The following is a 23,815-nucleotide window of genomic DNA, read 5'->3' on the forward strand; positions in this document are numbered from 1 at the left end:
GACGTATATCCACCGGCTTTATTGGCCGCAGTAAAATCTAAGCCTTAAAGTTTGCAGCAACAAAATCCCAGTTCACAATACTCCAGAATTCTTCTGCATATTTAGCACGTGCATTGCGATAATCCACGTAGTAAGCGTGTTCCCATACGTCGATGGTTAGCAATGGTGTTTGACCGCTAGTCAAAGGCGTAGCTGCGTTGCTGGTGCTTTCAAGGCTCAATGAACCGTCCTTGTTTTTTACCAACCAAGCCCAGCCAGAGCCGAATGTGGTGATGGCTTTTTGTGTGAATTGTTTCTTGAACTCATCAAATGAACCAAATGCTTTGTCAATCGCTGCAGCTAGTTCACCAGTAGGTGCGCCGCCGCCATTAGGTTTGAAGCCATTCCAGTAAAACGTATGGTTCCACACTTGGGCTGCATTGTTGAAAATGCCACCAGAAGCTTTCAGTACGATTTCTTCCAATGTTGAGTTTTCAAACTCAGTGCCTTTGATCAGGTTGTTCAGGTTGGTCACATAAGTCTGATGATGTTTGCCGTAGTGGTAATCAATGGTTTCAACTGAGATTACAGGAGCCAAAGCATCTTTTGCATAAGGTAAAGCTGGTAGGGTATGTTCCATGATGTATCCTTAATAAGTATTAAAATGTGCTGCAAAATTCGGGACAAATGATTCTGCCACAGAGATAATGAATCTCGCTTAGTGAGAATCATTATCAATATCTGGCTAATAAAAAGCCGAGTTTATTTTTTCTTGGCGCGTGGATGCGCTGCATCATAAACTTTAGCCAGATGCTGAAAATCAAGATGCGTATAAACCTGAGTCGTGCTGATATTGGCATGGCCTAGCATTTCTTGCACTGCACGCAAATCGCCGGTAGATTGAAGTACGTGCGTGGCAAAACTATGTCGCAACATATGTGGATGCACATCACTGTTAATCCCTTGTTTAATGGCCCATTCTTTGAGGCGGTATTGCACTGCCCGCCCACTGATGCGTTTACCCAGCTTGCTAACAAAAAGCGCCTGCGGGTCTTTGCCTTGAAACTGTTGACGTATCAGCAACCAGCGTTCTAGTGCTGTAATCGCATGGCTGCCCACTGGTACCATGCGGGTTTTATTGCCTTTACCGGTGACGGTGGCGATGCCTGATTTCAGGTCAACATCCTCAAGATTCAATCCAACCAGTTCGGCCAGCCGTAAGCCTGACGAATAAAATAATTCAAGAATCGCATGGTCGCGTACCGCCAATGTTCCTTCACTATCATCAATGCTGACCAGTTTGACAGCCTGATCTGTTGACAGGGCTTGTGGAAGCATTTTGGCAGATTTCGGTGCGCGCATGCCGATACACGGATTGGACGGCATGTCTGATTTCAGGTTGAGATAGTCAAAAAACCCACGCCAGGCAGATAAAGTGCGGGCAATACTTTTGCCGTTGAGGCCTTGCCCATGGAGTGTGGCAACAAAACGGCGGATATGCTGAGGCTGCAATTTTACCAGCGCTACCGAATCAGCCAGCTTTAACAATGTTTTGATGTCGCGTGCGTAGTTCTCGCGGGTCAATATACTCAATCCGCGCTCATGCGCGAGATAATCAAGATAGCTATCAAGTAGCTCGGCCAATGTTATGCCATTTCAACCATATAAATCTTATGCATCTGACTCAATATATGAGAGCAGGCCAGCGCTCACTAATTCGCCGATACGATTCAAATACAACATGCCCATTTCAGGGTAAAACCGTTTTTCATCTTCTGACGCCATGGCGAGCAAACCAAATACTTTTTCGCCGCGTAGCGCGATGAGTGCAAACGATTTTGGCGCGGCATCTTCGCCAAACCAGCTGTCAAGCTCAAGCCCGGGACGACTTCCGCAGTAAGGAGCTACCAAGCTTTCTGTCCATGCTTTGAGCTCATGATCTACACCAGAGAAAATGACATCGTCACTGTGCGCACTATCTTGTGGCACTGCCCACAGGCGAAGGCCGGCGTGAGGTACCTGAAAATCATCATGTAAAGCGTGAATTAGCAGTTGCGTGAATATCTCAAAGTTTTGTGCAGCTAGCAGGCCTAAACTTAAGCGATGTACTTTATCGCTAATAGCATCATTTTCCTCACCATATCGCAGAAATTCAGCCATTTTTGCTTCAAGTACGCGGATTTTGTCGCGCTGTGCAAGCTGTTGGCGTTCCGCTAATGAAACAGTGCCGCCGCCATGCGTGCTTGGTAGATACATGTTGATGAGCAATTCAGGATGGCGCTCAAAAAACTTGGGATTTGCGCGCAAAAAAGCGGTAATGTCGTCTTCAGATAATTGGTTATTTGGTTCCATTATGCTTCCTCAATTGATGGTTCTTATAATGACGCTTTATCGTTCAATGTGTCTATTGTTTATATGACAGCGGTTTGTGTGGCAACAGTTTGTGTATCGATGCGGCTTAGATCTAATTCACCGTCGAACACTGGTTCCGCAGGGCCTGTCATCATTACATCACTGTTATTGCCGTTCCATACAATATTCAATTCACCGCCACGCATGGACACATTGACGGGTGAATTCAGTAAGCCAAGCTTAATGCCCGCAACCACTGCCGCGCAGGCGCCGCTTCCACAGGCTAAGGTTTCTCCACTGCCACGCTCAAACACACGCAAGCGAATATGGTGGTCATCTATTATTTGCATAAACCCAGCATTCACATGTTCTGGGAAACGTGGATGAGCCTCGATTAATGGACCTTGTAGAGCCACTGGAGCTGATCCCGTGTTGGCTACAATCTGCACTGCATGTGGGTTGCCCATAGAGACTGCCGAAATATTGATCTCCTCACCTCCTACATCCAGGCTATAAGTTTCAGCAGGCGCATCAGCAATAAATGGAATTTGATCAGGGTTAAAGCGCGGTGGCCCCATATTGACAGTCACTTGGCCATTATTTTCGAGCGTAAGCGTGATGATGCCGCGCATGGTTTCGACGCGGATCTCATTTTTCTCGGTGAGATGTTTATCATGTACAAACCGCACAAAACAACGAGCACCATTGCCACATTGCTCCACTTCGCTACCGTCTGCATTAAAGATACGGTAGCGAAAATCTACATTGGGTAGCGTTGATTTTTCTACGAGTAGAAGCTGATCACAACCAATACCAAAGTGCCTGTCTGCAATCGCTCGAATTTGATTGGCGCTCAGACTAACAACACTTGAGTAAGCATCAATCACGACAAAGTCGTTGCCGATGCCGTGCATTTTGGTGAATTTAATGTTCATGCAGATTGGGTTGCCAAGCTAAGTATTAATGACATTAGCATATTGTAAGGGAATGCCTGACTTGCTGATAGCCAAGAAGTATTGGTGCTTGGACTAAAGTTTTTTAAAGCGGTTGTAACTCCATAAATATTGCGTTGGGCAACGGCGTATCAGGCTTTCTATACCCTTGTTTATTTCTTCTGGCGAGCCCGTGGTTTCAAGCGGCTCGAAATGAATTACATAGCCTCGGCCCCAAGAAAGTCGTTCGCCATAAGCTAGCATGACGGTCGCTCCTGTTGCTTCTAGTAGTTTCCCGATTAAGGTCATGGTGTAGGCGGGGCGATCAAAGAAATTGGCCCAGACCCCTTCACCAAATTTAGGTACCTGGTCTGGCAATATGCCAATGGCCTCACCTTTTTTCAGGCACTTTAAAAGTGTGCGCACACCAGTCAGGTTAGTAGGAGTTTGCCGCATCATGCCGCGATTTCTGCCTTCTGAAACAATCGGCTCAAACCATGCTTGGCGTGAAGGTCTGTAGAGCACAGTGACTGGATGGAATTGCGCGTAGTGGAGTGCCGTAATCTCAAAACAGCCTAAATGTGGCGTAAGAAAAATAATGCCTTTGCCTCGAGCTAGCGCAGCTTCAACATGATCCCAGCCATGGCTGGCTTTCACCAGGCCTTGTGCTTTAGCCAAGGGTTTAAACCAGATAGCAAATGTTTCTAATATGGCTTTCCCAGACTCTCTGGCGTTGTGGCGTATAAAGGCATTCAGTGATTTTTCGGCCTCGGGAATATGCGCAGTTGAAAGATTGTCTTTAACGCGCGCGGCAAATTTTTTATTACCGAAATAGAACAAATAGCCCAACAAGCACCCCAAGCCATGAACAACCACTAAAGGCGGATAGGAAAACAGGCGCAAAAAAATCTTAAGCATGATTTTCTTTTTGATTACAGATGAATTTGTTATTCTAACTGTCTTTCTCTTCAACCCATCAACAACAAGTTACTCACAATCCTATGAATGAATATCTATTTACTTCTGAATCCGTCTCAGAAGGACACCCAGACAAAGTTGCCGATCAAGTTTCAGACAGTATTCTTGATGCTATTTTGGAGCAAGACCCTACAGCCAGAGTTGCAGCAGAAACCCTCACCAATACTGGTTTGGTAGTGCTAGCAGGTGAAATTACTACGACGGCCAATGTTGATTACATCAAAGTTGCGCGCGAAACCATCAAGCGTATTGGCTATGATAATACCGACTACGGTATCGATTACCGTGGTTGCGCAGTGCTGGTGGCATACGACAAGCAATCACCAGACATTGCGCAGGGTGTTGATAACGCAGACGATGATCCGCTAGACCAAGGCGCTGGTGACCAAGGCTTGATGTTTGGCTACGCTTGCGATGAAACGCCACAGTTGATGCCTTTGCCTATCTGGTTGGCACACCGCCTGATGGAGCGCCAATCTCAATTACGTAAAGATGGCCGTTTACCTTGGCTACGCCCAGATGCGAAAAGTCAGGTCACAATTAAATACGTGGATGGCAAGCCATCCGCGATTGATACCGTACTGATTTCCACTCAGCACGCGCCAGAAATGTCGCTGGAAAACATACGTGAAGCGGTAATTGAAGAGATCATCAAGCCGATATTGCCTAAAGAACTAATCAAGGGTGAAATCAAATTCTTGGTAAATCCTACTGGCCGTTTCGTGATTGGTGGCCCACAAGGCGATTGCGGCCTGACAGGCCGCAAGATTATCGTGGATACCTATGGCGGCGCTGCCCCTCATGGTGGTGGTGCGTTCTCGGGCAAAGACCCTTCAAAAGTTGATCGCTCAGCCGCTTACGCTGGTCGCTATGTGGCCAAGAACATTGTAGCTGCTGGTTTGGCCTCTCGTTGCCTGGTACAGGTTTCGTATGCGATTGGCGTGGCACGTCCAACCAGTGTGATGGTTGAGACTTATGGCACGGGTAAAGTTTCTAACGAAATTTTGACACAATTGGTGCTTGAGCATTTTGATTTGCGCCCTAAAGGCATCGTTAAAATGCTCGATTTATTACGTCCGATCTACACTAAAACCGCGGCCTACGGCCACTTTGGGCGCGATGAGCCTGAATTTACTTGGGAAGCTGTAGATAAAGCTGCATTGTTAAAAGCAGCTTTATGATTGGTACATTAATTGCTGGTTATTTAAGAAATTAAAAAGATAACCAGCAATCATGTTAAAGCAAATCCCACTCGATAAAATCAGGCTAGGAATGTTCATTCAGGAATTGCAAGGAACCTGGATGAACCATCCGTTCTGGCGCAAATCCTTCAAGCTGGACAATATTGACGACTTAAAGAAGATCGTGGCCAGTAGTCTCTCTGGCGTGGTGATTGATACCGATAAGGGTTTAGACGTACTTGAGCAAGCTGAGCCAAAACCAGTAAGTGAGACTGCTATCAAGGCAGAGATTGCCCCTGATGCGCCGCTAAGCGTACCCACTACCAAAATAACAAGAGTAACCGCCGCAGAAGAGCGTGAGCGAGCTGCAAAAATTATCAAATCCTCAAAGTCCGCAGTCTCATCTATGTTTAAAGAGATTCGTATGGGGCGGGCAATTAATACAGAAGGCGCGATGTCTCTGGTTGAAGAGATTGCAAATTCAGTATCACGCAACGAAGGGGCGCTCATCAGCTTAGTACGCCTAAAAGATCAAGACGATTACACTTATATGCATTCAGTCGCAGTCTGTGCATTGATGGTAGCGCTGGCAAAGGAGCTTAATTTATCCGAAGCTGAAACTAGGCAGGCTGGCCTTGCAGGCTTGGTGCACGACATAGGTAAAGTGGCTGTTTCTTTAGATATATTAAACAAGCCTGGCAAGCTGACAGACGAAGAATTTGATAAAGTCAAATTGCACCCAGTGCGTGGACATGAGTATTTATTGAAAAGTGTGGGTATTGATGAAGTCGCACTGGACGTATGTTTGCATCACCATGAAAAAGTAGATGGTTCAGGTTATCCTCATAAACTTGCAGGTGACAAAATTAGCCTTTTTGCAAAAATGGGTGCTGTTTGTGATGTCTATGATGCGATTACTTCAAACCGTCCCTACAAAGAAGGCTGGGAGCCAGGGGTTTCTTTGCAGCGCATGGCGCAATGGAGCAAAACGCATTTTGATGATGTCGTGTTCAAAGCTTTTGTGAAAAGCGTCGGCATTTACCCAATTGGCTCTATGGTGTTGATGAAATCAGGCCGTTTAGGGGTGGTAGCAGATCAGAGCCCTAAATCGTTACTCACTCCAATTGTTAAAGTCTTTTTCTCGACCAGATCCAAAATGCGTATTCCCGTAGAAATTTTGGATTTATCGAAACCTTCTGCTCATGATGAAATCATAAAACATGATGACCCTGCGGCTTGGGGCATTAAAGATATAAACGATGTTTGGACACAATAGGCATTACATCAAGTATTGACGTTTTTTGGCATGCAAATTTGCCGTAAAACAAGTTTTGCGTATAATACTTTTCTTTCCGAGGAGCGTTGCGAGTCAATTTAATTTGATCCCAGGCTCGGACAATGTATCAAACCGCGCTCATCTTACTAACCCGTGCCGGACACGTGATGTGGGTGAGCAGCGTCAAATGACTTTCTGTCAGACTCTCTTAGCCTTATCCCTTCCGGCCACACATTCTAGGATTTGAAAATGAATACTGTGGCTGATATTAAAGATTATGTAATTGCCGATATAAACCTTGCCGCTTTTGGCCGTAAGGAAATTGCCATTGCCGAAACCGAAATGCCAGGCTTAATGGCGATTCGCGAAGAGTACGCAGCCATCAAGCCTTTGAAGGGTGCGCGTATTACTGGCTCTCTTCATATGACGATTCAAACAGCGGTGCTGATTGAAACCCTTAACGATTTGGGAGCTGAAGTCCGCTGGGCTTCATGTAATATTTTCTCTACACAAGACCATGCTGCCGCTGCTATTGCCGCTGGCGGCACACCAGTGTTTGCCGTCAAAGGCGAAACATTGGAGCAGTATTGGGATTACACCCACCGCATTTTTGAATGGGCGGATGGCGGCTACACCAATATGATTCTGGATGATGGTGGCGATGCAACCCTGTTGCTGCATCTGGGTACCAATGCAGAAAAAGATGTTAGCTTGCTGAGTAACCCAACCAGTGAAGAAGAAATTTGCCTGTTCAACAGCATCAAGGCCAAGCTCGCTGTTGATCCAACATGGTACTCAACGCGCTTGAAGCATATTCGTGGTGTGACTGAAGAGACCACGACTGGCGTGCATCGCTTGTATCAAATGCATAAAGAAGGCCGTTTGGCTTTCCCAGCCATTAACGTTAACGACTCAGTCACCAAATCAAAATTCGACAACTTGTATGGTTGCCGTGAATCGTTAGTGGATGCGATCAAGCGTGCTACCGATGTGATGATTGCCGGTAAAGTGGCCGTAGTCGCTGGTTACGGCGATGTAGGCAAGGGTTCTGCCCAAGCGCTTCGCGCTCTTTCTGCTCAAGTTTGGGTAACGGAAGTTGATCCAATCTGTGCATTACAAGCTGCGATGGAAGGCTATCGTGTGGTGACCATGGATTATGCTGCTGAACATGCTGATATTTTTGTGACCGCAACAGGTAATTACCATGTCATTAGCCACGAACACATGGCAAAAATGAAAGATCAGGCAATTGTTTGTAATATTGGTCACTTTGATAACGAGATTGATGTTGCGTCACTGGAAAAATATGAGTGGGACGAAATCAAGCCACAGGTAGATCATGTGATTTTCCCAGATGGCAAAAAGATTATCCTGCTAGCAAAAGGCCGTTTAGTGAATCTTGGCTGTGGTACTGGCCATCCAAGCTATGTGATGAGTTCTTCTTTCGCCAACCAAACGATTGCGCAAATCGAGTTATTCAGTCATCCAGAGCAATATCCAGTAGGCGTTTATACATTGCCTAAGCATCTGGACGAAAAAGTGGCAGTATTACAACTCAAAAAGTTGAATGCGCAACTTTCAACCTTGACTGATCAGCAAGCCGCTTATATTGGCGTATCAAAAAATGGTCCATTTAAGGCTGATAGCTATAGGTATTAATTGATTCAGGCGGCTCAGGCAAGATTTGTCTGAGCCATATTTAACTGTTACATAAAAGAGGAATCACGATGAAACTACTGATAGTCTGGCTTTTAAATGCACTGGCCTTAATTGCGGTCACTTATCTTGTTCCCTCAATTCATGTATCAGGGCTCACTGGCGCATTGATTGCTGCCGCTGTGATTGGTGTGGTCAATATGCTGATTAAGCCCATTCTGATTTTGCTGACATTGCCTGTGACGATAGTGACCTTGGGTTTATTCATTCTGGTAATTAATGGCCTGCTGTTTTATTTTGTTGGCCACATACTCCAAAGTTTTGAAGTGCAGACTTTAATGGCTGGCATTATCGGCGCCATCCTTTACAGCATTATTTCGTGGGCACTAACAGCTCTGATTCTTGGTACTAAAGACTAGACAAACAGACTAGCAGCCAAGCCAATTTAACTATTGAAGCATCGTATTACATGACACAGCCTATTATCAGTTTTGAGTTTTTTCCGCCTAAGACGGTGGAAGGTATCGCTAAACTTCGTGAAACTCGTAAGCAGTTGGCTTTGCTGAATCCCAAGTTTTTCTCTGTCACTTTTGGTGCTGGCGGCTCTACGCGTGATCGCACCAAAGATACGGTATTTGAGATTCAGGGAGAAGGCTACGAAGCAGCCCCCCACATCTCAGGTATCTCATCTACTAAAGCTGAAATATCGGCTTTGCTGGATACATATCGTAGTAATGGTATTAAGCGCTTGGTGGTATTGCGGGGTGACTTGCCTTCAGGTGAAGCCAGCGCAGGGGATTTTCGCTATGCCAACGAGCTGGTTCAATTTATTCGCCAGACCAGTGGCGATGCGTTCCAGATTGAAGTGGCTGCTTATCCAGAGTTTCATCCTGATGCACGCTCGGCAGCGAGTGATTTGCAGCATTTTAAAAATAAGGTGGATGCGGGTGCAAACGCTGCGATTACTCAGTATTTTTACAATCCAGATGCTTACTTCAGATTCATGGATCAATGCCAAGCTCTAGGCATTGATATTCCAATAGTGCCAGGCGTCATGCCCATTTATAACTTTACCCAGTTATCGCGTTTTTCAGATGTATGTGGCGCAGATATCCCTCGCTGGTTGCGTTTGAGACTTCAGGATTACGGGGATGATTTACCTTCACTACGTGCATTTGGCGTGGACGTAGTTGCAGAGCTTTGCCAAGAACTATTGGCTGGCGGTGCGCCCGGCTTGCATTTCTACACACTGAATCAAGCCGGTATCATTTCGCAAATTGCCAGCCAGTTAGACCTTACTAAGCTTTAATTGGCTAAGCATTAATGCAGAATCGGCTTGGTATCGCTAAATACCGCGTCTTCTACAAATAAATAGTCTTTAGCTTTGCCTTGGTTCCATAAAGCCATCAACACAATCCAGCGCGTTTCTTCAAGCCTTACTTCTGGTTGCGCTAATGCCATGGCGCGATCTATCACTAATTCACGCTGAATCGCATTAAGCACATTGGCTTGCTCAAGAAACATGATGAAGCTCAGGCTTTCTTGGCTGATTTTTTTGGTTTCTGCTTCTGCAAAAATTCTAAAGCTGGTGCTTGAGTCGGTTGAGGCAATACCAGAGTCATTCGTCATGGACTCAAGTGAAGTAAACCAGTCAAATGCACCATGAATGTCTTCTTGCTCAAAGCCTGCTGCGGAAAGTTCTTTTTCAAGAGTTTGTTGGTCGGGACGGATATTCGCTTCAAAGTAATTTTCAAACAGATACACCAAAACTTCGAACATATTTCCCCTAATCTGGGCACATCAAAATCAATATGATAAGCAAACGACTGGCCTTGAAAGTAGGTGGCTGATCATTGCTATTCAATTTGAATTTAGCAGCACCCCTTTAAAGTTGACCTGAATGGAATCAGGCAATTCGCTGGTAGCGACTACCCGGGAGAGTAGCCACTTTATTCTCTAACTCCAGTACTAACAGCATGGCTGAAAGCTGTTCACTCGTCAAGCCACTACGTTCAATCAGAGTTTCAATATTGATAGGGTCGAACCCCATGTGAGTCAGGATAGGATTATCAGTGATTTCAGGCGGAGTTTCTGATTCATCTATGGTTTCTAATCCTGTGAATGGTTGCAGTTCAGACACAATATCATGCACATGATCCACCAGTTTCGCGCCTTGCTTAATCAGCGAATGGCAGCCTTTGGATACTGGAGAATGGATTGAGCCTGGAATGGCAAATACTTCGCGCCCCTGTTCTGTGGCAAGGCGAGCGGTAATCAATGACCCACTCTGGATGTTGGCCTCAACGACTAAACATCCCAGACTTAAACCACTGATAATACGATTACGTCGTGGGAAGTTTTGTGGGCGAGACGGGGTGTTAAGTCCAAATTCTGAAATAATGAGCCCGCGTTGTGCAATCTGATGCGCTAGATCACGATGTTTGGCTGGATACACGATATCAAGCCCAGTGCCGACAACGGCGATGGTGTTACCCGAACCTTTTAGTGCGCCAATATGCGCAGAGCCATCTATGCCCAATGCCATGCCACTGACGATACAAAAGCCTAATTCACTTAATGCACACGCAAAATCTTCAGCATTTTTGGCGCCTTGCGGAGAGGCATTGCGGCTGCCAACGATCGCAACAGAAGGCATGTTGAGTAAATCAAGATTGCCTTTTGCGTAGAGCAGCGGCGGTGGGTCAGCAATTTCGAGCAGTAGTTTCGGATAGGTCTTATCGGCTAGCGTGATGAGATGGTTATCCTCAATGGCTAACCAATCTAAGGTTGACTGTATTGCTTGATTATCAGGGCCTTGCGCGATTAGCTTGGCAATCGCTTCTGATGCAACTTCTTTAAGTTGACTGATTGGCGCACTGTAAATTGAACTAGGTGTTCCAAAAGTGCTGAGCAATTTGCATAGGGTTTGCCCACCCAATCCATTGATTAAACTTAAGCTAATCCATAGCGCAATTTCGTCGTCATGCGCAGTTGAGGCAGTTGCCATGCGGTCATCTAAAGTAATGGGATTATGGTGTTTTTACCACATCGAGTACGTTCACGGGTTGGCTTGCCTGCATGATGAGCCCATAAGAAACACGCTCGAAAGTGCGGAATATCATTAATAAACCAATACGTTCGTCAGGAAGCCTCACCAAGTCAGGGTTGGCTTTCTCTTTTTCATCATTAGTGAGTGTGGCAGTTTTGGTTTTGTTTTCTGTGTCTGCAGGTTTTAGTGCAGGCATATTAAACTTTTCGTTGGTTGTTTTCTTGTTTGGGTCTTTGCTAACATATTTACCAGCACGATTGATGGCTAAAACATGACCTACTTCCAGACCGTCTTTTGTACCTCTGTTAATTGAAATCACGCGATTTAGGCCAGCTTCTCCGAAGCCGCCATAAATGTTCATGACTACGCCTTCAATGTTGCTATCTGGTGCTCTTGGCACAAATCGATCGAGTAATTTGTCATCTACCTTAATCAGCTTATCGTCCTTGTGCATCTCTTCTTTTGTGCGGACGATTTCTACAGACGTTGGCTCACCAAATTTAGTAACACGTGCATCGCCAAGATAAATTGCCTCAATACCCAAGGTTTCAGATGTGATTGGATCTACCAGTATTTTACCTGGACGATAAACATGCCAGAAAAGCCCATCCTCACTCTTGATTTCTGTCGTGTAGACTTTACTGCCGTTTGCATACACCACACGATTTTCAGGGCCAGCAATGATTCTTGGATTATTCTGGAAGTCACCTTGATCAATCATCAGCGGTTGCGTAAGAAATGGAGCAATGACGTTTGGAGCTATAGTTTTTATAGCTTCCTTTTCTAATGGCTCTTCAACTACCCCTGGGTTCAGCGTAACGGTTTCACGTAACACACTTAATTGCGGCTGACCGCTACTCATATCAAGTACGACTACATCGCCTGGATAAATCAGATTAGGGTTCTTGATCTCTGCTTTGTTCATCTTCCAGACTTTTGGCCATTGCCAAGGGTCTTTCAGGAATTTTGCTGAAATATCCCAAAGTGTATCGCCTTTGACTACGACATAGCGTTCTGGATGGTTCGCCTGCAGTTGTACTTCATCTGCTGTTGCCTTGGTTATTAGGCAGCATGTCAGGCAGCAAAATACGAGCAGGGTTATAATGTGTCGGAACATTTTAAGAACCTTTAGTCAGGTGGCGAATACAATATCCGCGAAGTTGCATTAAATTTATCATGTAATTCATTCAAGAATCAAGCTTTTATGGCAATTTTAAATATCCTAAACTATCCAGACCCACGACTTTATACGGTGGCTAAGCCAGTCAAAGAAGTCGATGCAACGATCAGGCGCCTGATCGTTGATATGGCTGAGACGATGTATGACGCGCCAGGTATAGGCCTCGCCGCGACTCAGGTAGATGTACATCAGCAGATTATCGTGATTGATACCAGTCAAGATAAGCGTGATCTGAAAGTATTTATCAATCCGAGAATCGTGACCAGTTGCGGCACCAAAGACTATGAAGAAGGCTGTTTATCCGTACCTGGCGTCTATGAAATGGTGACGCGTGCAGAAAGCATTACCGTCGAAGCGCTTGGGCGCGATGGCAAACCTTTTACTATTGAGGCTGAAGGTTTGCTGGCAGTGTGTATCCAGCACGAAATGGATCACTTGCTGGGTAAGGTATTTGTTGAATATTTATCTCCACTCAAGCTGGCGCGCATCAAAAGTAAATTAAAAAAACGTCAGCGTGGCCGTTGAGATGGCCGCACTCAAGATTATTTTTGCGGGTACGCCCGAATTTGCGGTACCAGCCTTAGCTGCATTGATTGAGGCTGGGCATCATATTGCTATGGTACTGACACAACCTGATCGGCCTGCGGGGCGAGGTATGAAGCTCAAAGCGAGCCCAGTCAAAACCCTCGCCTTGCAGCATCATATCCCTGTGTTTCAGCCTGAAACGCTCAAAGACCCTGCCGTGCAGGCGCAAATTGCAGAAGTACATGCAGATGTCATGATAGTCGCTGCCTATGGATTGATTATTCCCACTCCAGTTTTGGAGATGCCTAAGCTGGGCTGTTTCAATATCCATGCTTCATTATTGCCACGCTGGCGCGGAGCAGCGCCTATTCAGCGATCATTGCTTGCGGGGGATGCTGAAACGGGGGTGACTATCATGGAGGTTGTGCCAGCGCTTGATGCAGGCGCCATGATCTCGCATGCAAGTTTACCGATCACAGAGCGGGATACCGCGCAAACGCTACACGACGGCCTTTCCACTTTAGGCGCTGCATTGATGGTGCAGGCTATGCAAACGCTTGCGCAACAAGGCAAGCTGGAATCTACACCCCAGGATGAATCGCTGGTAACGTATGCCGCCAAGCTACAAAAAGCTGAAGCGGATATTGATTGGTCAGAAAGTGCGTCAGCCTTATCTCGAAAGATCCGTGCGTTTAATCCTTTCCCCGTTGCTCAAACCAAATTGAACGGTGAGGTATGCCGTTTGTGGATGGCAACCGAAGCTCAAAGCCAGACTCCAGTCAAAGCGCTAGCAGGTGAAGTGGTGGCTATTGGCGACTATATTGTTGTTGCATGCGGCGAGGGCTTGATCAATATTGAAGAATTACAAATGCCAGGCGGCAAGCGTTTGTCAGCTAAAGACTTTATTCGAGGCCATGCCATTAGCGTAGGCCAAAGATTTGGCGATTGAATTTTTGCGAATTGCCATCATCTAAACCGTTGAATCAATATGTTCAGCCATGGAGTGAGGACTTAAAAGATGTTAGGTAACTGGTTTAAAACCACCATTTTAATGGCAGGTATTGTCGTACTGTTTGGCGCAGTAGGTGCATCGCTGGGCGGTGCAAATGGTATGTTGATCGCGCTCGTTATTGCGGGTGCCATGAATATCTACGCTTACTGGTTTTCCGATGCCGCTGTATTGAAGATGTATAACGCGATGCAGGTGGATGAAAACTCAGCACCCCAGTTCTATCGAATGGTGCGCGAACTGGCGCAAAATGCGCAATTGCCCATGCCCAAGGTCTATATCATAGACGAGCCGCAACCCAATGCTTTTGCTACAGGCCGTGACCCTGAGCATGCTGCAGTTGCAGCGACTACTGGCATTATGAGTATATTGTCTGAACGTGAGCTGCGCGGTGTGATGGCACATGAGCTTGCTCATGTGAAACATCGCGATACCCTGATTTCCACCATATCGGCAACGATGGCGGGCGCGATTTCCTCCATTGCGCAATTTGGGCTGCTATTTTCAGGCGGCCATCGTGACCGCAATGTGCATCCGCTGGTTGCTCTGCTCATCATGGTGTTAGCACCGCTGGCAGCGATGTTGATACAAATGGCCATCTCTCGTGCACGTGAGTTCGAGGCGGATAAAGGCGGCGCCGAGATTTCGCGTGATCCCAAATCCTTGGCCAGCGCCTTACAGAAAATCCATAATTATGCGCATCAAATTCCTATGAATACTGCAGAGCAACATCCTGAAACTGCGCAGATGATGATTATTAATCCATTATCTGGTGGTGGCATGCAGAGCCTGTTTAGCACCCACCCACAAACTGAGGAACGTGTGGCTCGCCTCATGGCCATGGCTTACTAGGTGCAAGTCGCGCAAAGCCTGGCTGCCAATGTTGTTTCACATGTGCTAGCGGGTAAAAACCTGACTGTTGCTCTTGATGAAAGCTTTCGTCAGAACCAGGAGATTACACCGCAGCAACGTGCTGTCACTCAAGACTTAAGCTATGGCACGCTGCGTTTTTATGGCGAGCTACGTGCGTTGCTTAATGAGTTATTGGAAACGCCCTTGCAAGACCAGTATTTGCGGTGTTTGCTGCTCGTCGCCATTTATCAGATTAACCATGATCAGGCCGCGCTGCATACCATTGTCGATCAAGCTGTGAATGCTGCTATCAAAGCCAGAAAGTCTTGGGCAAAAGGTTTGGTAAACGGCGTATTGCGCAATTATTTACGTCAGCGCGAAGCGTTGCAGCAAAAGATTACAGCAGATGAAACTGCGCGGTATTCTTATCCGCAATGGTGGATTAACAAACTTAAGAAGCAATATCCAGAAGATTGGGAAGCCATATTAATGGCTGGAAACCAACACCCTCCCATGACTTTGCGCGTCAATCAGCGTAAAACAAATATCATTGATTACAGTAATCTTCTGTCGCAGTTGGGTATTGAAGCTCAAGTCTTAGATGCTCAGGCCCTTATTCTACAAAAGCCAACTTCTGTAGAAAGAATCCCTAGTTTTGCAACTGGTGAAGTTTCAGTGCAAGACTTTGGCGCGCATCAAGCAGCAAAGTTACTGGATATAAAAGATGGCATGCATGTGCTTGATGCTTGCTGCGCGCCAGGTGGCAAAACAGGCCATATTCTGGAACTGGCTACGGTGAATCTATTGGCCATTGATAGTGACCAAATACGCTTGCAGCGTACACAGAGTAATTTGACCAGGCTAGGCTTGCAGGCCGAGTTAAAGGTAGGCGATGCTGCTGTACCAGATACCTGGTGGGATGGCACACCATTTGACCGTATTCTGGCGGATGTGCCTTGCACCGCTTCAGGCATTGTCAGGCGACATGTGGACATCAAATGGTTACGGCGCGAAGCGGATATTGCTTCATTCAGTAAACAGCAAGCGCAGATACTGCCAGCACTGTGGCGGCTACTGGCAAAGGGTGGTAAATTGCTTTATGTGACTTGCTCAATTTTTAATGAAGAAAATCAAGTACAAATTGACCGCTTTCTGGAGAAGCATGCCGATGCAAAACAATTACCTCTCGATTTCGCATCTAGTCAATCTGCAACGACTCAGCAAAATGTTGATGCATCTGAAACTCACTTGTCTGAGCACAATATAAAATCCCATCATGGTCAATTATTCCCCTGCGCGCAACATGATGGCTTTTTTTATGCCCTTTTACAAAAAATATAAAGCTGCGTTAATCCTAAGAAAAATGGCCTTGATTGGCCTTTTTGTATCTATAGCTGTAGCTGCCTGGGCTAATCCAAACACCCTGCAAATCATCAGTGCCGAGTTGGTGCCTGTAGAAGAGAGCTACGCAGTCAACGCGCAGCTCGAGATGAATTTTAATACAGAGGTTGAAGATGCCTTGAACAAAGGCATTCCACTGACATTCTTGGTGGAGTTTCAGCTATATATCCCACACCGTTACTGGTTCGACGATGAAGTGGTGACTACCACTAACCAAATCACCTTGAGTTACCACGCATTATCGCGGCAATACCTGATTAATCAGGGTAATCATCAGCAGACTTTTGCGACGATTCTTGAAGCTAAAGAGGAATTTACGCATATTCACGATTGGTTGGTGTTTGAAAAAGCCTTGCTGAAAAAAGATAAAAACTACCGTGCACGACTGATGGTGAAGCTAGATCAATCGAAATTACCTAAGCCCTTGCAGGTGGAAGCTATGAGTTCAGAAAACTGGAAAATGGTGTCTGAGCGATTTATGTGGACGCCAACTTTTGCCCTTTAATGGCAGCGCTTATTTAAAGCAGATGAATCAACAATCCTTGATTAAAAGGCAGTTGTCATGCGCTTAAGATACATCGTATTTGTCAGCGCGATTCTTGCAGTGATTCTGCTGTATTTGCTATCGCATGCCAGTGCCAATTCGGCAGCGTCTGGTAATTATTATACGACGCTACTTGTTCTGAATATTGGTTTGGCAGCTGCGCTGATCTTGCTGATTGGGGTGCAACTCACTCGTTTATATAAGCAAATCAGCCAGAAGGTGATGGGCAGCCGTCTCACCTTGCGACTATTGAGCGCATTGGCTTTGATGGCGATTATTCCAGGCTTGTTGGTGTATGCCGTATCTGTGAACTTTCTGACACGTTCGATTGAGTCGTGGTTTAACGTCAAGGTTGAGAAAGCGCTGGAAGGTGGCTTGCGCCTCGGTCAGAGTGCGCTTGATATTATGCTGGCTGATATTGAGCAGAAAAGTGAAAGTATGGCGATTAACCTCGCTTTTCAGCCCAGTAATACCCACTTGACGGTGCTGAATGATTTGCGTGAAAAAAGCGGTATTCAAGATGCTGTATTGCTGACCTTGCAGGGGCGGATATTAGCTTTCTCCAGTGGTGATCCGTCGAGTTTCTTGCCGGATTTACCTAGCGTTCCCCAGCTCAGGCAAGCACGTCAGCATGTGTATGGCACGATTGAGCCTATCCCTGACAAAGGTCTTTATTTGCGGGTTTTGGCGCCAGTCAATATGCCAGAGTTGGCTGGCGAAACGCGCATATTGCAGTTGTTACAACCTGTACCGAAAGCACTTTCCACAACGGCTGAGTCGGTGCAGGCGGTGTATCAGGATTATCAGGAGCTATCACTGAGTCGTGAGTCACTGAAAGAGGTATTCTCGCTAACGTTGACTCTGGTATTGATGCTGGCGATGTTGTCAGCCGTATCTATCGCTTTTGTGGTGAGCCGTCGGCTTTCAGAGCCGTTAGCCATTTTGGCCAAAGGGACAGAAGCCCTGGCGCGCGGCGATTACACCACGGTTCTGCCATCACATGGCAAGGATGAATTAGGCATACTCGTGCAGTCGTTCAATACCATGACGCGGCAATTGGGGGATGCTACTAGCGCAGCCGAGCGTAATCGTGCACGTGTAGAAGCTGCGCGTGGTTATCTTGCCACCATATTGGCGCATTTGTCGTCAGGTGTCTTGGCCTTGAATGACCGCGCAGAACTGCGTACTTATAATTTGGCAGCATCTAATATTCTGGGCGTCGCCTTGGCAGACTTTGCTGGACAGCCACTTAAACTGCTGGCAGAAAAAGTCCCTGTGCTAGAAGACTTTGCTGTCAGTGTGCTACGACATTTTCACGCGGACGAACTGGGAGAGTGGCAAGAACAAATGGAAGTTGTCACTACACAAGGTAAGCGAACTATCCTGATTCGCGGTACACGCTTGCCTGATTCGGCGGATAGTGGTTTCCTGGTCGTGTTTGATGACATCACCGCCATGGTGCAGGCTCAGCGCGATGCCGCTTGGGGTGAAGTTGCCCGCAGGCTGGCACATGAAATCAAGAACCCACTGACCCCAATTCAGTTATCTGCCGAACGCCTTGAACATAAGCTCACGAGTAAACTCAATGCTGACGATGCTGAAATGCTGCGCCGCGCGACCAATACCATCGTCAGTCAGGTCAGTGCGATGAAGACCATGGTCAATGAATTCAGTGAATACGCCCGTGCGCCTGCTGTGAACCTGACCGAAGTCGATATGAATGCATTGATTCATGACGTGATTGCATTATATGAGCCAGAGTCTATCAAGCTTAAGCTGCAGCTTAAGCGAGGCGCTGCCAAGGTGCTGGGTGATGCCACTATGTTGCGGCAGGTCTTGCATAACTTGCTGCAAAACGCGCAAGATGCACTTACGGGGCGTGAAGATGCGCAAATCATTATCAGCACCTTGATTAAGAACAAAGACTTAATCTTGAATGTTCAAGATAATGGAGAAGGTTTCCCTATTGATATTATCTCCCGCGTTTTTGAGCCCTATATGACGACTAAACGTCATGGTACTGGCTTGGGTTTGGCAATCGTGAAAAAGATCATAGAAGAACACAAGGGTAGTATTAAAATCGAAAATCAGCCTGCAGGTGGCGCAGTTGTGATGGTGGCTTTACCAGCCTTTAGTCCGTCCAAAGCGCTTAAGCAGGTAAAATCGTGAGTAGTATAAGTAATATGGAGTATCAGTAATGACAGCAAGACAAGTGCTCGTAGTAGATGATGAAATCGGTATCCGTGAGTTATTGCACGACATTCTGCAAGACGAAGGCTATCAGGTAAAACTCGCCGAAAACGCAGCTGAAGCGCGCGAATGGCGACAACATGCTCGCCCAGACCTGGTCTTGCTCGATATCTGGATGCCAGATTGTGATGGCATCAGCTTGCTCAAAGAATGGGGTACGGGTGGATTGCTAACCATGCCAGTGGTCATGATGTCTGGCCACGGTACGATTGATACTGCTGTTGAAGCCACACGTATTGGTGCCTTTGATTTTCTTGAAAAACCTATTGCACTGCAAAAGCTGCTAAAAACCGTGAACGCGGCACTAAAGCATGGTGAATTGCTGCCAAAATCTGAAATGAGCTTGTTGAATCTTGGCAAGGACACGGTAATCACCGAGCTTAAGCAGCGTTTAAGCCAAGTAGCTCAAACTAAACTGCCCCTGTTATTGATTGGTGAGAAAGATAGTGGAGCTGAGCTTTGTGCCAGATTCTTACATCAGCCCACAACACCTTGGCTCGTATTGACTGATCATGAAAAATTGGCAGAAGCGCCGATTGACTTGCTGGAGCAATATCAAGATGGCCTGATTTTTCTACCTGAAGTCGCAGTATTGAACAAAACCGAGCAAAAAGGCTTGCTGTTACTTATAAGCAAAGCCGAAAAATTCGGCGTACGTGTTGTTTGCGGTACAGCACAAGCCCTACCGCAGATGGCGGCAGAAGGCATATTTGATGCTCAATTGCTGCAAGTGTTATCAACCACTACGCTCGGTGTACCTAGGCTTGAAGACCATAGAGAAGATATTCCTGATCTTGCGCGCACGTTGGCCTTGCAACTGGCTGAAAGCAACGAGGCCCCTTATCGCGAATTTGATGTGGCTAGCCTGAATGCATTGAGAAACGCAGCATGGCCTGGCAATCTGGTACAACTTGATAGCGTGATACGCAATCTCATGCAAACCAGCTTGGGAGAAAAAATCACGCTGGAAGACGTTAATCGTGTGCTTGAACAGTTTGCTGATGCTCAGCTATCGGCTGATTTTGTGGATGCAAAACAATTAGCCAACAATCTCACCATCAACCTTGATTTGCCTCTACGTGAAGCGCGCGATGCATTCGAGCGCCTTTATTTTGAGCATCATATCTCTAAAGTAGGGAGAAACATGAGTCGTGTGGCTGATAACGTAGCACTCGAACGCACCCACCTTTATCGAAAATTGAAGCAATTGGGCATTAAGATTAAAGCTTAACTCGTTCCTAGATTTCAAGCTCCAAAACAACAGGCGTATGGTCTGAAGGCCGTTCCAGCTTGCGTGGCGCTTTATCAATCCAACTTGCTTTGCAGTTAGCTACCAATTCATTGCTTACTAAAATGTGGTCTATGCGCATGCCTAAATTACGCCTGAAACCTGCCATTCGGTAATCCCACCAGCTAAAACTAGCCTCTGCTTGTTCAAATAACCGGAAGCTGTCAGTCAGGCCTAATCCCAAGAAATCATTAAAAGCCTGGCGTTCTGGAGCACTGACTAACACTTGCCCTTCCCATGCTTTTGGGTCGTGCACGTCACGGTCTTCTGGTGCGATATTGTAATCACCTAACAGAGCAAGCTTTGGGTGTAATGCCAGCTCGGAACGCAGATATTCAGTGAATGCTTTTAGCCAGCCAAGTTTGTACTGGTACTTATCTGATTCAAGGCTTTGTCCATTGGGGATGTAGGCGCAGATGATACGCACACCATTGATGGTAGCGGCGATGACTCGCTTTTGCTCGTCAGCAAAGCCTGGTATAGCAGTACTGACCTCTTGAATGGGATGTTTACTGAGGATTGCCACACCATTATAGGTTTTTTGGCCTGCATGAATGGCGTGATAGCCAGCATCAGCTAAGGCTTGAAAGGGGAATTTACTGTTCTCCTGTTTGGTTTCCTGCAGGCATAGCACATCTACTGCATGTTCGTTTAGCCAATCGAGCACATGCGGCAGGCGCACGTTGAGTGAATTGACGTTCCAGGTGGCAATTAACATGTAGATGTAGACTAATTGGGTGCAGCTTCTGCAGGTACTGGCTTAGCAGGTTTTTTGATTGCGGCTAGAGGATTGTCTTTGGGATAACCAGCTTCATCCAACAAACTAGCCCAGCTTTCTTCAAGAAAGCCACGTTTAGGGATCTTACTGCCTACGACCAAGACAGGTACCTGAAGTGAACCTGTTAGTTTTTGCAAAGCTGCTTTATCTTCGTCGGTATTTTTTAGGGCATAGGGAATGCCACGCTTATCAAGATAGGCTTGTGCCTTTGTGCAAGGTTCACCACACCCAGTAAAGCTATATAGACTCACTGGATTTTTCTCAGCAGCCAATTTGGTGGCGAAAGGCTGTGCATCAGTATCTACAACATTGGCTTTAACATTTTTTGTTTCAATATTTTTTACATCCATCGGTGGTGTATCGCTGTAATGCATATTGCCTTGCGCGTCCTTCCATTTATAGACTTGTGCCTGGCATATGCCTGAAACACTCGCAGCAAGTACTGTCATGCAAAGACTTAAAGTTAGCACTGATGAATGTAAGCTCAAGTTCATTGGATCACCTGTTTAGTTAGTCATGCCATTGTGACGCAGTAGAGCATCAATTGAAGGTTCGCGCCCACGGAATGCAATGAATGAATCCAGCGCTGGACGTGATCCGCCCTGCGCCAGAATCTCTGACCAGAACCGTTGTCCAGTTTCTTGTGATAACACGCCGTTTTCTTCAAACAAGCTGTAGGCGTCGGCGGATAACACTTCAGCCCATTTGTAGCTGTAGTAACCCGCAGCGTAGCCACCTGCGAAAATATGCGAAAAGTTATTAGGAAAGCGATTCCACTTTGGTGGCCGTACCACAGCAACTTCATCGCGTACCTGTTCGATAAGGTCCAAGGCAGTTTCAGGGCCATTCGGGTCAAAATCGCCATGCAAGCGGATATCAAAGAGGGAAAACTCAATCTGGCGCATAGTCTGCATGCCAGCTTGGAAGTTTTTGGCAGCGACCATTTTATCGAATAATTCGCGTGGTAATTGCGCACCAGTTTCTACATGTTTGGTCATGTGGCGCAGCACTTCCCATTCCCAGCAGAAGTTTTCCATGAATTGGCTAGGCAATTCAACGGCATCCCACTCCACTCCCTTGATGCCTGATACGCCGTATTCGTCCACTTTGGTGAGCAAATGATGTAATCCATGACCGAACTCATGGAACATGGTGTTGACTTCATCATGTGTGAATAATGCTGGCTTGCCGCCGACTGGCGGTGAGAAATTGCAGGTGAGAAATGCCACAGGCGTTTCAAGCCCGTCAATTTTCTTGCGGCGTGTAATCGCCTCATCCATCCAGGCACCGCCACGCTTGTTGTTGCGGGCATACAAATCCAGGTAGAACTGGCCGACCAGTTTTCCTTGGTGGTCGGTGATTTCATAAAAACTGGCATCTGCGTGCCAAACAGGCGCTTGCGATTTTTTGACATGTACACCAAAGATGGTTTCCGTCACCTTAAACAAGCCATGCAAGACTTGAGATTCAGGGAAGTACTGTTTTACTTCTTGGTCTGAGAACGCATATTTTTCTTCGCGCAGTTTTTCAGAGGCATAGGCGATATCCCAAGCTTCAAGCTCGCGTAACCCTAGCTTATTAGCGGCATATTCTTTTAACTCTTGCATGTCACGCAGCGCGAAAGGTTTGGCGCGTTTGCCTAAAGTATCCAAAAAGTCTGTGACTTCAGCAGGCTTGCCCGCCATCTTGGTGGACAGCGAAACTTCAGCATAATTATTAAAGCCAAGCAGTTTCGCAGACTCTTGTTTGAGCTTGAGTATGTCTTTAATCAAGCTCGTATTGTCCCACTCTGGTTTGCCAAATTCAGAAGCTCTGGTGGCATAGGCGCGGTAGAGTGTCGCGCGTAGATCACGGTTGTCGGCATACTGTAAAACAGGCATGTAAGAGGGAAAGTGCAATGTGAATTTATAGCCGCTCTTACCTTCTTCTTTCGCTGCGTCAGCTGCGGCTTGTAATACATCGGCAGGAATACCCTGCAAATTGGACGCGTCTTTCAGAATTAACGAGAAATCATTAGTGGTATCGAGTAAATTCTCTTCAAACTTGGCGGACAAGCTTGAGAGTTCTTCTTGAATAACTTTGAAGCGTGCTTTTTCAGCATCTGGCAATTCAGCGCCACCAAGACGAAAATCGCGTAACTCATTCTCGATAATTTTTTTCTGGGCAGTATTTAATTGGCTGTATTCAGGACTACTTTTAAGATCGCGGAATTTTTTGTAAAGGCGTTCATCTTGCGATAAATCGGCATAAAACGCCGTGAGTTTAGACAAGTTATCGTTATAGGCTTCGCGCAGCTCTGGGCTATTCACCACGGAATTCATGTGCGATACCTGTGACCACGCACGTGATAGCTTCTCTTCAAAATCTTCAAGTGGATACGCAAAATTCTGCCAGGTTGGGGCGATGCTTGAAGTGCTTAATGTCTCCAGTAATTCACGACCTTGCGATAGCAAGTAATCGACTGCAGGGGTGACATGCTCTGCTTTGACTCGGTCAAACTTTGGTAACCCTGAAAAATCGAGTAGCGGATTATCTAACAACTGGTTTTCACTCACTTAAAATCCTTAAATTTGATGCGTAGCTTT

Annotated in this window: 23 protein-coding genes and 1 riboswitch; of the genes, 12 read left to right on the forward strand and 11 right to left on the reverse strand. The window is 46.3% G+C overall.

Annotated elements, in window-relative coordinates; translation table 11 throughout:
- Nucleotides 1-37: 37 nt before the first annotated feature.
- From ZMTM_RS00775 to ZMTM_RS00795, 5 genes are all read right to left on the reverse strand, one after another.
- Nucleotides 38-619: a superoxide dismutase gene (locus tag ZMTM_RS00775; RefSeq protein WP_221764461.1), complete on the reverse strand. Its 582-nt coding sequence runs from the start codon at nucleotides 617-619 to the stop codon at nucleotides 38-40.
- Between the two features lie 122 nt (nucleotides 620-741).
- Nucleotides 742-1,623, reverse strand: coding sequence for a tyrosine recombinase XerC (gene xerC, locus ZMTM_RS00780; RefSeq protein WP_221764462.1), 882 nt, complete (start codon nucleotides 1,621-1,623; stop codon nucleotides 742-744).
- A 27-nt stretch (nucleotides 1,624-1,650) separates the two neighbouring features.
- Complete coding sequence (locus ZMTM_RS00785; protein ID WP_221764463.1) at nucleotides 1,651-2,331, reverse strand: DUF484 family protein; 681 nt, start codon at nucleotides 2,329-2,331, stop codon at nucleotides 1,651-1,653.
- A gap of 59 nt (nucleotides 2,332-2,390) precedes the next feature.
- On the reverse strand, nucleotides 2,391-3,266 hold the full coding sequence (gene dapF / locus ZMTM_RS00790; RefSeq protein ID WP_221764464.1) for a diaminopimelate epimerase: 876 nt from the start codon (nucleotides 3,264-3,266) through the stop codon (nucleotides 2,391-2,393).
- A gap of 93 nt (nucleotides 3,267-3,359) precedes the next feature.
- Complete coding sequence (locus tag ZMTM_RS00795; protein ID WP_221764465.1) at nucleotides 3,360-4,181, reverse strand: lysophospholipid acyltransferase family protein; 822 nt, start codon at nucleotides 4,179-4,181, stop codon at nucleotides 3,360-3,362.
- Nucleotides 4,182-4,264: 83 nt separating this feature from the next.
- Here ZMTM_RS00795 and metK point away from each other — a divergent pair, with 83 nt between their 5' ends.
- From metK to metF, 5 genes are all read left to right on the forward strand, one after another.
- The gene (metK, locus tag ZMTM_RS00800; protein ID WP_221764466.1) at nucleotides 4,265-5,422 is read left to right on the forward strand and encodes a methionine adenosyltransferase; all 1,158 of its coding nucleotides are present in this window, start codon (nucleotides 4,265-4,267) and stop codon (nucleotides 5,420-5,422) included.
- Nucleotides 5,423-5,474: 52 nt separating this feature from the next.
- The gene (locus ZMTM_RS00805; protein WP_221764467.1) at nucleotides 5,475-6,698 is read left to right on the forward strand and encodes an HD-GYP domain-containing protein; all 1,224 of its coding nucleotides are present in this window, start codon (nucleotides 5,475-5,477) and stop codon (nucleotides 6,696-6,698) included.
- 72 nt (nucleotides 6,699-6,770) lie between these two features.
- Nucleotides 6,771-6,845: riboswitch (S-adenosyl-L-homocysteine riboswitch) on the forward strand.
- 102 nt (nucleotides 6,846-6,947) lie between these two features.
- Entirely contained in the window at nucleotides 6,948-8,357 is a 1,410-nt protein-coding gene (gene ahcY, locus ZMTM_RS00810; RefSeq protein ID WP_221764468.1) for an adenosylhomocysteinase, read from the forward strand.
- A gap of 68 nt (nucleotides 8,358-8,425) precedes the next feature.
- Nucleotides 8,426-8,773 (forward strand): phage holin family protein, encoded by a 348-nt coding sequence (locus tag ZMTM_RS00815; RefSeq protein ID WP_221764469.1) that lies wholly within the window; start codon nucleotides 8,426-8,428, stop codon nucleotides 8,771-8,773.
- A 50-nt stretch (nucleotides 8,774-8,823) separates the two neighbouring features.
- The gene (gene metF, locus ZMTM_RS00820; RefSeq protein WP_221764470.1) at nucleotides 8,824-9,663 is read left to right on the forward strand and encodes a methylenetetrahydrofolate reductase [NAD(P)H]; all 840 of its coding nucleotides are present in this window, start codon (nucleotides 8,824-8,826) and stop codon (nucleotides 9,661-9,663) included.
- Between the two features lie 11 nt (nucleotides 9,664-9,674).
- On the opposite strand, the gene ZMTM_RS00825 is transcribed toward metF, so the two are convergent.
- The 3 genes from ZMTM_RS00825 to ZMTM_RS00835 form a co-directional block, all read right to left on the reverse strand.
- Complete coding sequence (locus ZMTM_RS00825) at nucleotides 9,675-10,133, reverse strand: DUF494 domain-containing protein (protein WP_221764471.1); 459 nt, start codon at nucleotides 10,131-10,133, stop codon at nucleotides 9,675-9,677.
- Nucleotides 10,134-10,260: 127 nt separating this feature from the next.
- Nucleotides 10,261-11,361 carry a DNA-processing protein DprA gene (gene dprA, locus ZMTM_RS00830; protein WP_221764472.1) on the reverse strand — a complete coding sequence of 367 codons (1,101 nt, stop codon included), beginning with the start codon at nucleotides 11,359-11,361 and terminating at the stop codon, nucleotides 10,261-10,263.
- Nucleotides 11,362-11,383: 22 nt separating this feature from the next.
- Nucleotides 11,384-12,520: a LysM peptidoglycan-binding domain-containing protein gene (locus tag ZMTM_RS00835; protein WP_221764473.1), complete on the reverse strand. Its 1,137-nt coding sequence runs from the start codon at nucleotides 12,518-12,520 to the stop codon at nucleotides 11,384-11,386.
- A gap of 87 nt (nucleotides 12,521-12,607) precedes the next feature.
- On the opposite strand from ZMTM_RS00835, the gene def reads away from it, so the two are divergent.
- From def to ZMTM_RS00870, 7 genes are all read left to right on the forward strand, one after another.
- Nucleotides 12,608-13,108: a peptide deformylase gene (def, locus tag ZMTM_RS00840; protein ID WP_221764474.1), complete on the forward strand. Its 501-nt coding sequence runs from the start codon at nucleotides 12,608-12,610 to the stop codon at nucleotides 13,106-13,108.
- A 1-nt stretch (nucleotide 13,109) separates the two neighbouring features.
- Nucleotides 13,110-14,057: a methionyl-tRNA formyltransferase gene (fmt, locus tag ZMTM_RS00845; protein WP_221765515.1), complete on the forward strand. Its 948-nt coding sequence runs from the start codon at nucleotides 13,110-13,112 to the stop codon at nucleotides 14,055-14,057.
- 69 nt (nucleotides 14,058-14,126) lie between these two features.
- Nucleotides 14,127-14,969 carry a zinc metalloprotease HtpX gene (gene htpX, locus ZMTM_RS00850; RefSeq protein WP_221764475.1) on the forward strand — a complete coding sequence of 281 codons (843 nt, stop codon included), beginning with the start codon at nucleotides 14,127-14,129 and terminating at the stop codon, nucleotides 14,967-14,969.
- Nucleotides 14,970-16,310 (forward strand): 16S rRNA (cytosine(967)-C(5))-methyltransferase RsmB, encoded by a 1,341-nt coding sequence (rsmB, locus tag ZMTM_RS00855; RefSeq protein ID WP_221764476.1) that lies wholly within the window; start codon nucleotides 14,970-14,972, stop codon nucleotides 16,308-16,310.
- Entirely contained in the window at nucleotides 16,288-16,875 is a 588-nt protein-coding gene (locus tag ZMTM_RS00860) for a DUF4390 domain-containing protein (RefSeq protein ID WP_225907049.1), read from the forward strand. The genes rsmB and ZMTM_RS00860 overlap by 23 nt, the downstream gene beginning before the upstream one ends.
- A gap of 57 nt (nucleotides 16,876-16,932) precedes the next feature.
- Nucleotides 16,933-19,083, forward strand: a complete 2,151-nt coding sequence (locus ZMTM_RS00865; RefSeq protein ID WP_221764477.1) for a sensor histidine kinase — start codon at nucleotides 16,933-16,935, stop codon at nucleotides 19,081-19,083.
- Between the two features lie 28 nt (nucleotides 19,084-19,111).
- Nucleotides 19,112-20,395, forward strand: a complete 1,284-nt coding sequence (locus ZMTM_RS00870) for a sigma-54-dependent transcriptional regulator (protein ID WP_221764478.1) — start codon at nucleotides 19,112-19,114, stop codon at nucleotides 20,393-20,395.
- 7 nt (nucleotides 20,396-20,402) lie between these two features.
- Here ZMTM_RS00870 and xth read toward each other — a convergent pair whose 3' ends face one another.
- The 3 genes from xth to ZMTM_RS00885 are packed head-to-tail and all read right to left on the reverse strand — an operon-like array spanning nucleotide 20,403 to nucleotide 23,785.
- Nucleotides 20,403-21,170, reverse strand: a complete 768-nt coding sequence (xth, locus tag ZMTM_RS00875; RefSeq protein WP_221764479.1) for an exodeoxyribonuclease III — start codon at nucleotides 21,168-21,170, stop codon at nucleotides 20,403-20,405.
- Nucleotides 21,171-21,181: 11 nt separating this feature from the next.
- A complete protein-coding gene (locus tag ZMTM_RS00880) occupies nucleotides 21,182-21,679 on the reverse strand; it encodes a glutaredoxin family protein (protein WP_221764480.1) in 498 nt (165 codons plus the stop codon).
- 57 nt (nucleotides 21,680-21,736) lie between these two features.
- Nucleotides 21,737-23,785, reverse strand: coding sequence for a M3 family metallopeptidase (locus tag ZMTM_RS00885; RefSeq protein WP_221764481.1), 2,049 nt, complete (start codon nucleotides 23,783-23,785; stop codon nucleotides 21,737-21,739).
- Nucleotides 23,786-23,815: the final 30 nt, after the last annotated feature.

It is taken from the genome of Methyloradius palustris, from assembly GCF_019703875.1.
GTDB classification, from domain to species: domain Bacteria; phylum Pseudomonadota; class Gammaproteobacteria; order Burkholderiales; family Methylophilaceae; genus Methyloradius; species Methyloradius palustris.

What these genes read in the sequence shown, in the direction of transcription:
- ZMTM_RS00775 (WP_221764461.1), bottom strand. Translation starts at nt 619, where the DNA reads ATGGAACATACCCTACCAGCTTTACCTTATGCAAAAGATGCTTTGGCT.
- ZMTM_RS00785 (WP_221764463.1), bottom strand. Translation starts at nt 2,331, where the DNA reads ATGGAACCAAATAACCAATTATCTGAAGACGACATTACCGCTTTTTTG.
- dapF (WP_221764464.1), bottom strand. Translation starts at nt 3,266, where the DNA reads ATGAACATTAAATTCACCAAAATGCACGGCATCGGCAACGACTTTGTC.
- ZMTM_RS00795 (WP_221764465.1), bottom strand. Translation starts at nt 4,181, where the DNA reads ATGCTTAAGATTTTTTTGCGCCTGTTTTCCTATCCGCCTTTAGTGGTT.
- metK (WP_221764466.1), top strand. Translation starts at nt 4,265, where the DNA reads ATGAATGAATATCTATTTACTTCTGAATCCGTCTCAGAAGGACACCCA.
- ZMTM_RS00805 (WP_221764467.1), top strand. Translation starts at nt 5,475, where the DNA reads ATGTTAAAGCAAATCCCACTCGATAAAATCAGGCTAGGAATGTTCATT.
- ahcY (WP_221764468.1), top strand. Translation starts at nt 6,948, where the DNA reads ATGAATACTGTGGCTGATATTAAAGATTATGTAATTGCCGATATAAAC.
- ZMTM_RS00815 (WP_221764469.1), top strand. Translation starts at nt 8,426, where the DNA reads ATGAAACTACTGATAGTCTGGCTTTTAAATGCACTGGCCTTAATTGCG.
- metF (WP_221764470.1), top strand. Translation starts at nt 8,824, where the DNA reads ATGACACAGCCTATTATCAGTTTTGAGTTTTTTCCGCCTAAGACGGTG.
- ZMTM_RS00825 (WP_221764471.1), bottom strand. Translation starts at nt 10,133, where the DNA reads ATGTTCGAAGTTTTGGTGTATCTGTTTGAAAATTACTTTGAAGCGAAT.
- dprA (WP_221764472.1), bottom strand. Translation starts at nt 11,361, where the DNA reads ATGGCAACTGCCTCAACTGCGCATGACGACGAAATTGCGCTATGGATT.
- ZMTM_RS00835 (WP_221764473.1), bottom strand. Translation starts at nt 12,520, where the DNA reads ATGTTCCGACACATTATAACCCTGCTCGTATTTTGCTGCCTGACATGC.
- def (WP_221764474.1), top strand. Translation starts at nt 12,608, where the DNA reads ATGGCAATTTTAAATATCCTAAACTATCCAGACCCACGACTTTATACG.
- fmt (WP_221765515.1), top strand. Translation starts at nt 13,110, where the DNA reads ATGGCCGCACTCAAGATTATTTTTGCGGGTACGCCCGAATTTGCGGTA.
- htpX (WP_221764475.1), top strand. Translation starts at nt 14,127, where the DNA reads ATGTTAGGTAACTGGTTTAAAACCACCATTTTAATGGCAGGTATTGTC.
- ZMTM_RS00860 (WP_225907049.1), top strand. Translation starts at nt 16,288, where the DNA reads ATGCCCTTTTACAAAAAATATAAAGCTGCGTTAATCCTAAGAAAAATG.
- ZMTM_RS00865 (WP_221764477.1), top strand. Translation starts at nt 16,933, where the DNA reads ATGCGCTTAAGATACATCGTATTTGTCAGCGCGATTCTTGCAGTGATT.
- ZMTM_RS00870 (WP_221764478.1), top strand. Translation starts at nt 19,112, where the DNA reads ATGACAGCAAGACAAGTGCTCGTAGTAGATGATGAAATCGGTATCCGT.
- xth (WP_221764479.1), bottom strand. Translation starts at nt 21,170, where the DNA reads ATGTTAATTGCCACCTGGAACGTCAATTCACTCAACGTGCGCCTGCCG.
- ZMTM_RS00880 (WP_221764480.1), bottom strand. Translation starts at nt 21,679, where the DNA reads ATGACAGTACTTGCTGCGAGTGTTTCAGGCATATGCCAGGCACAAGTC.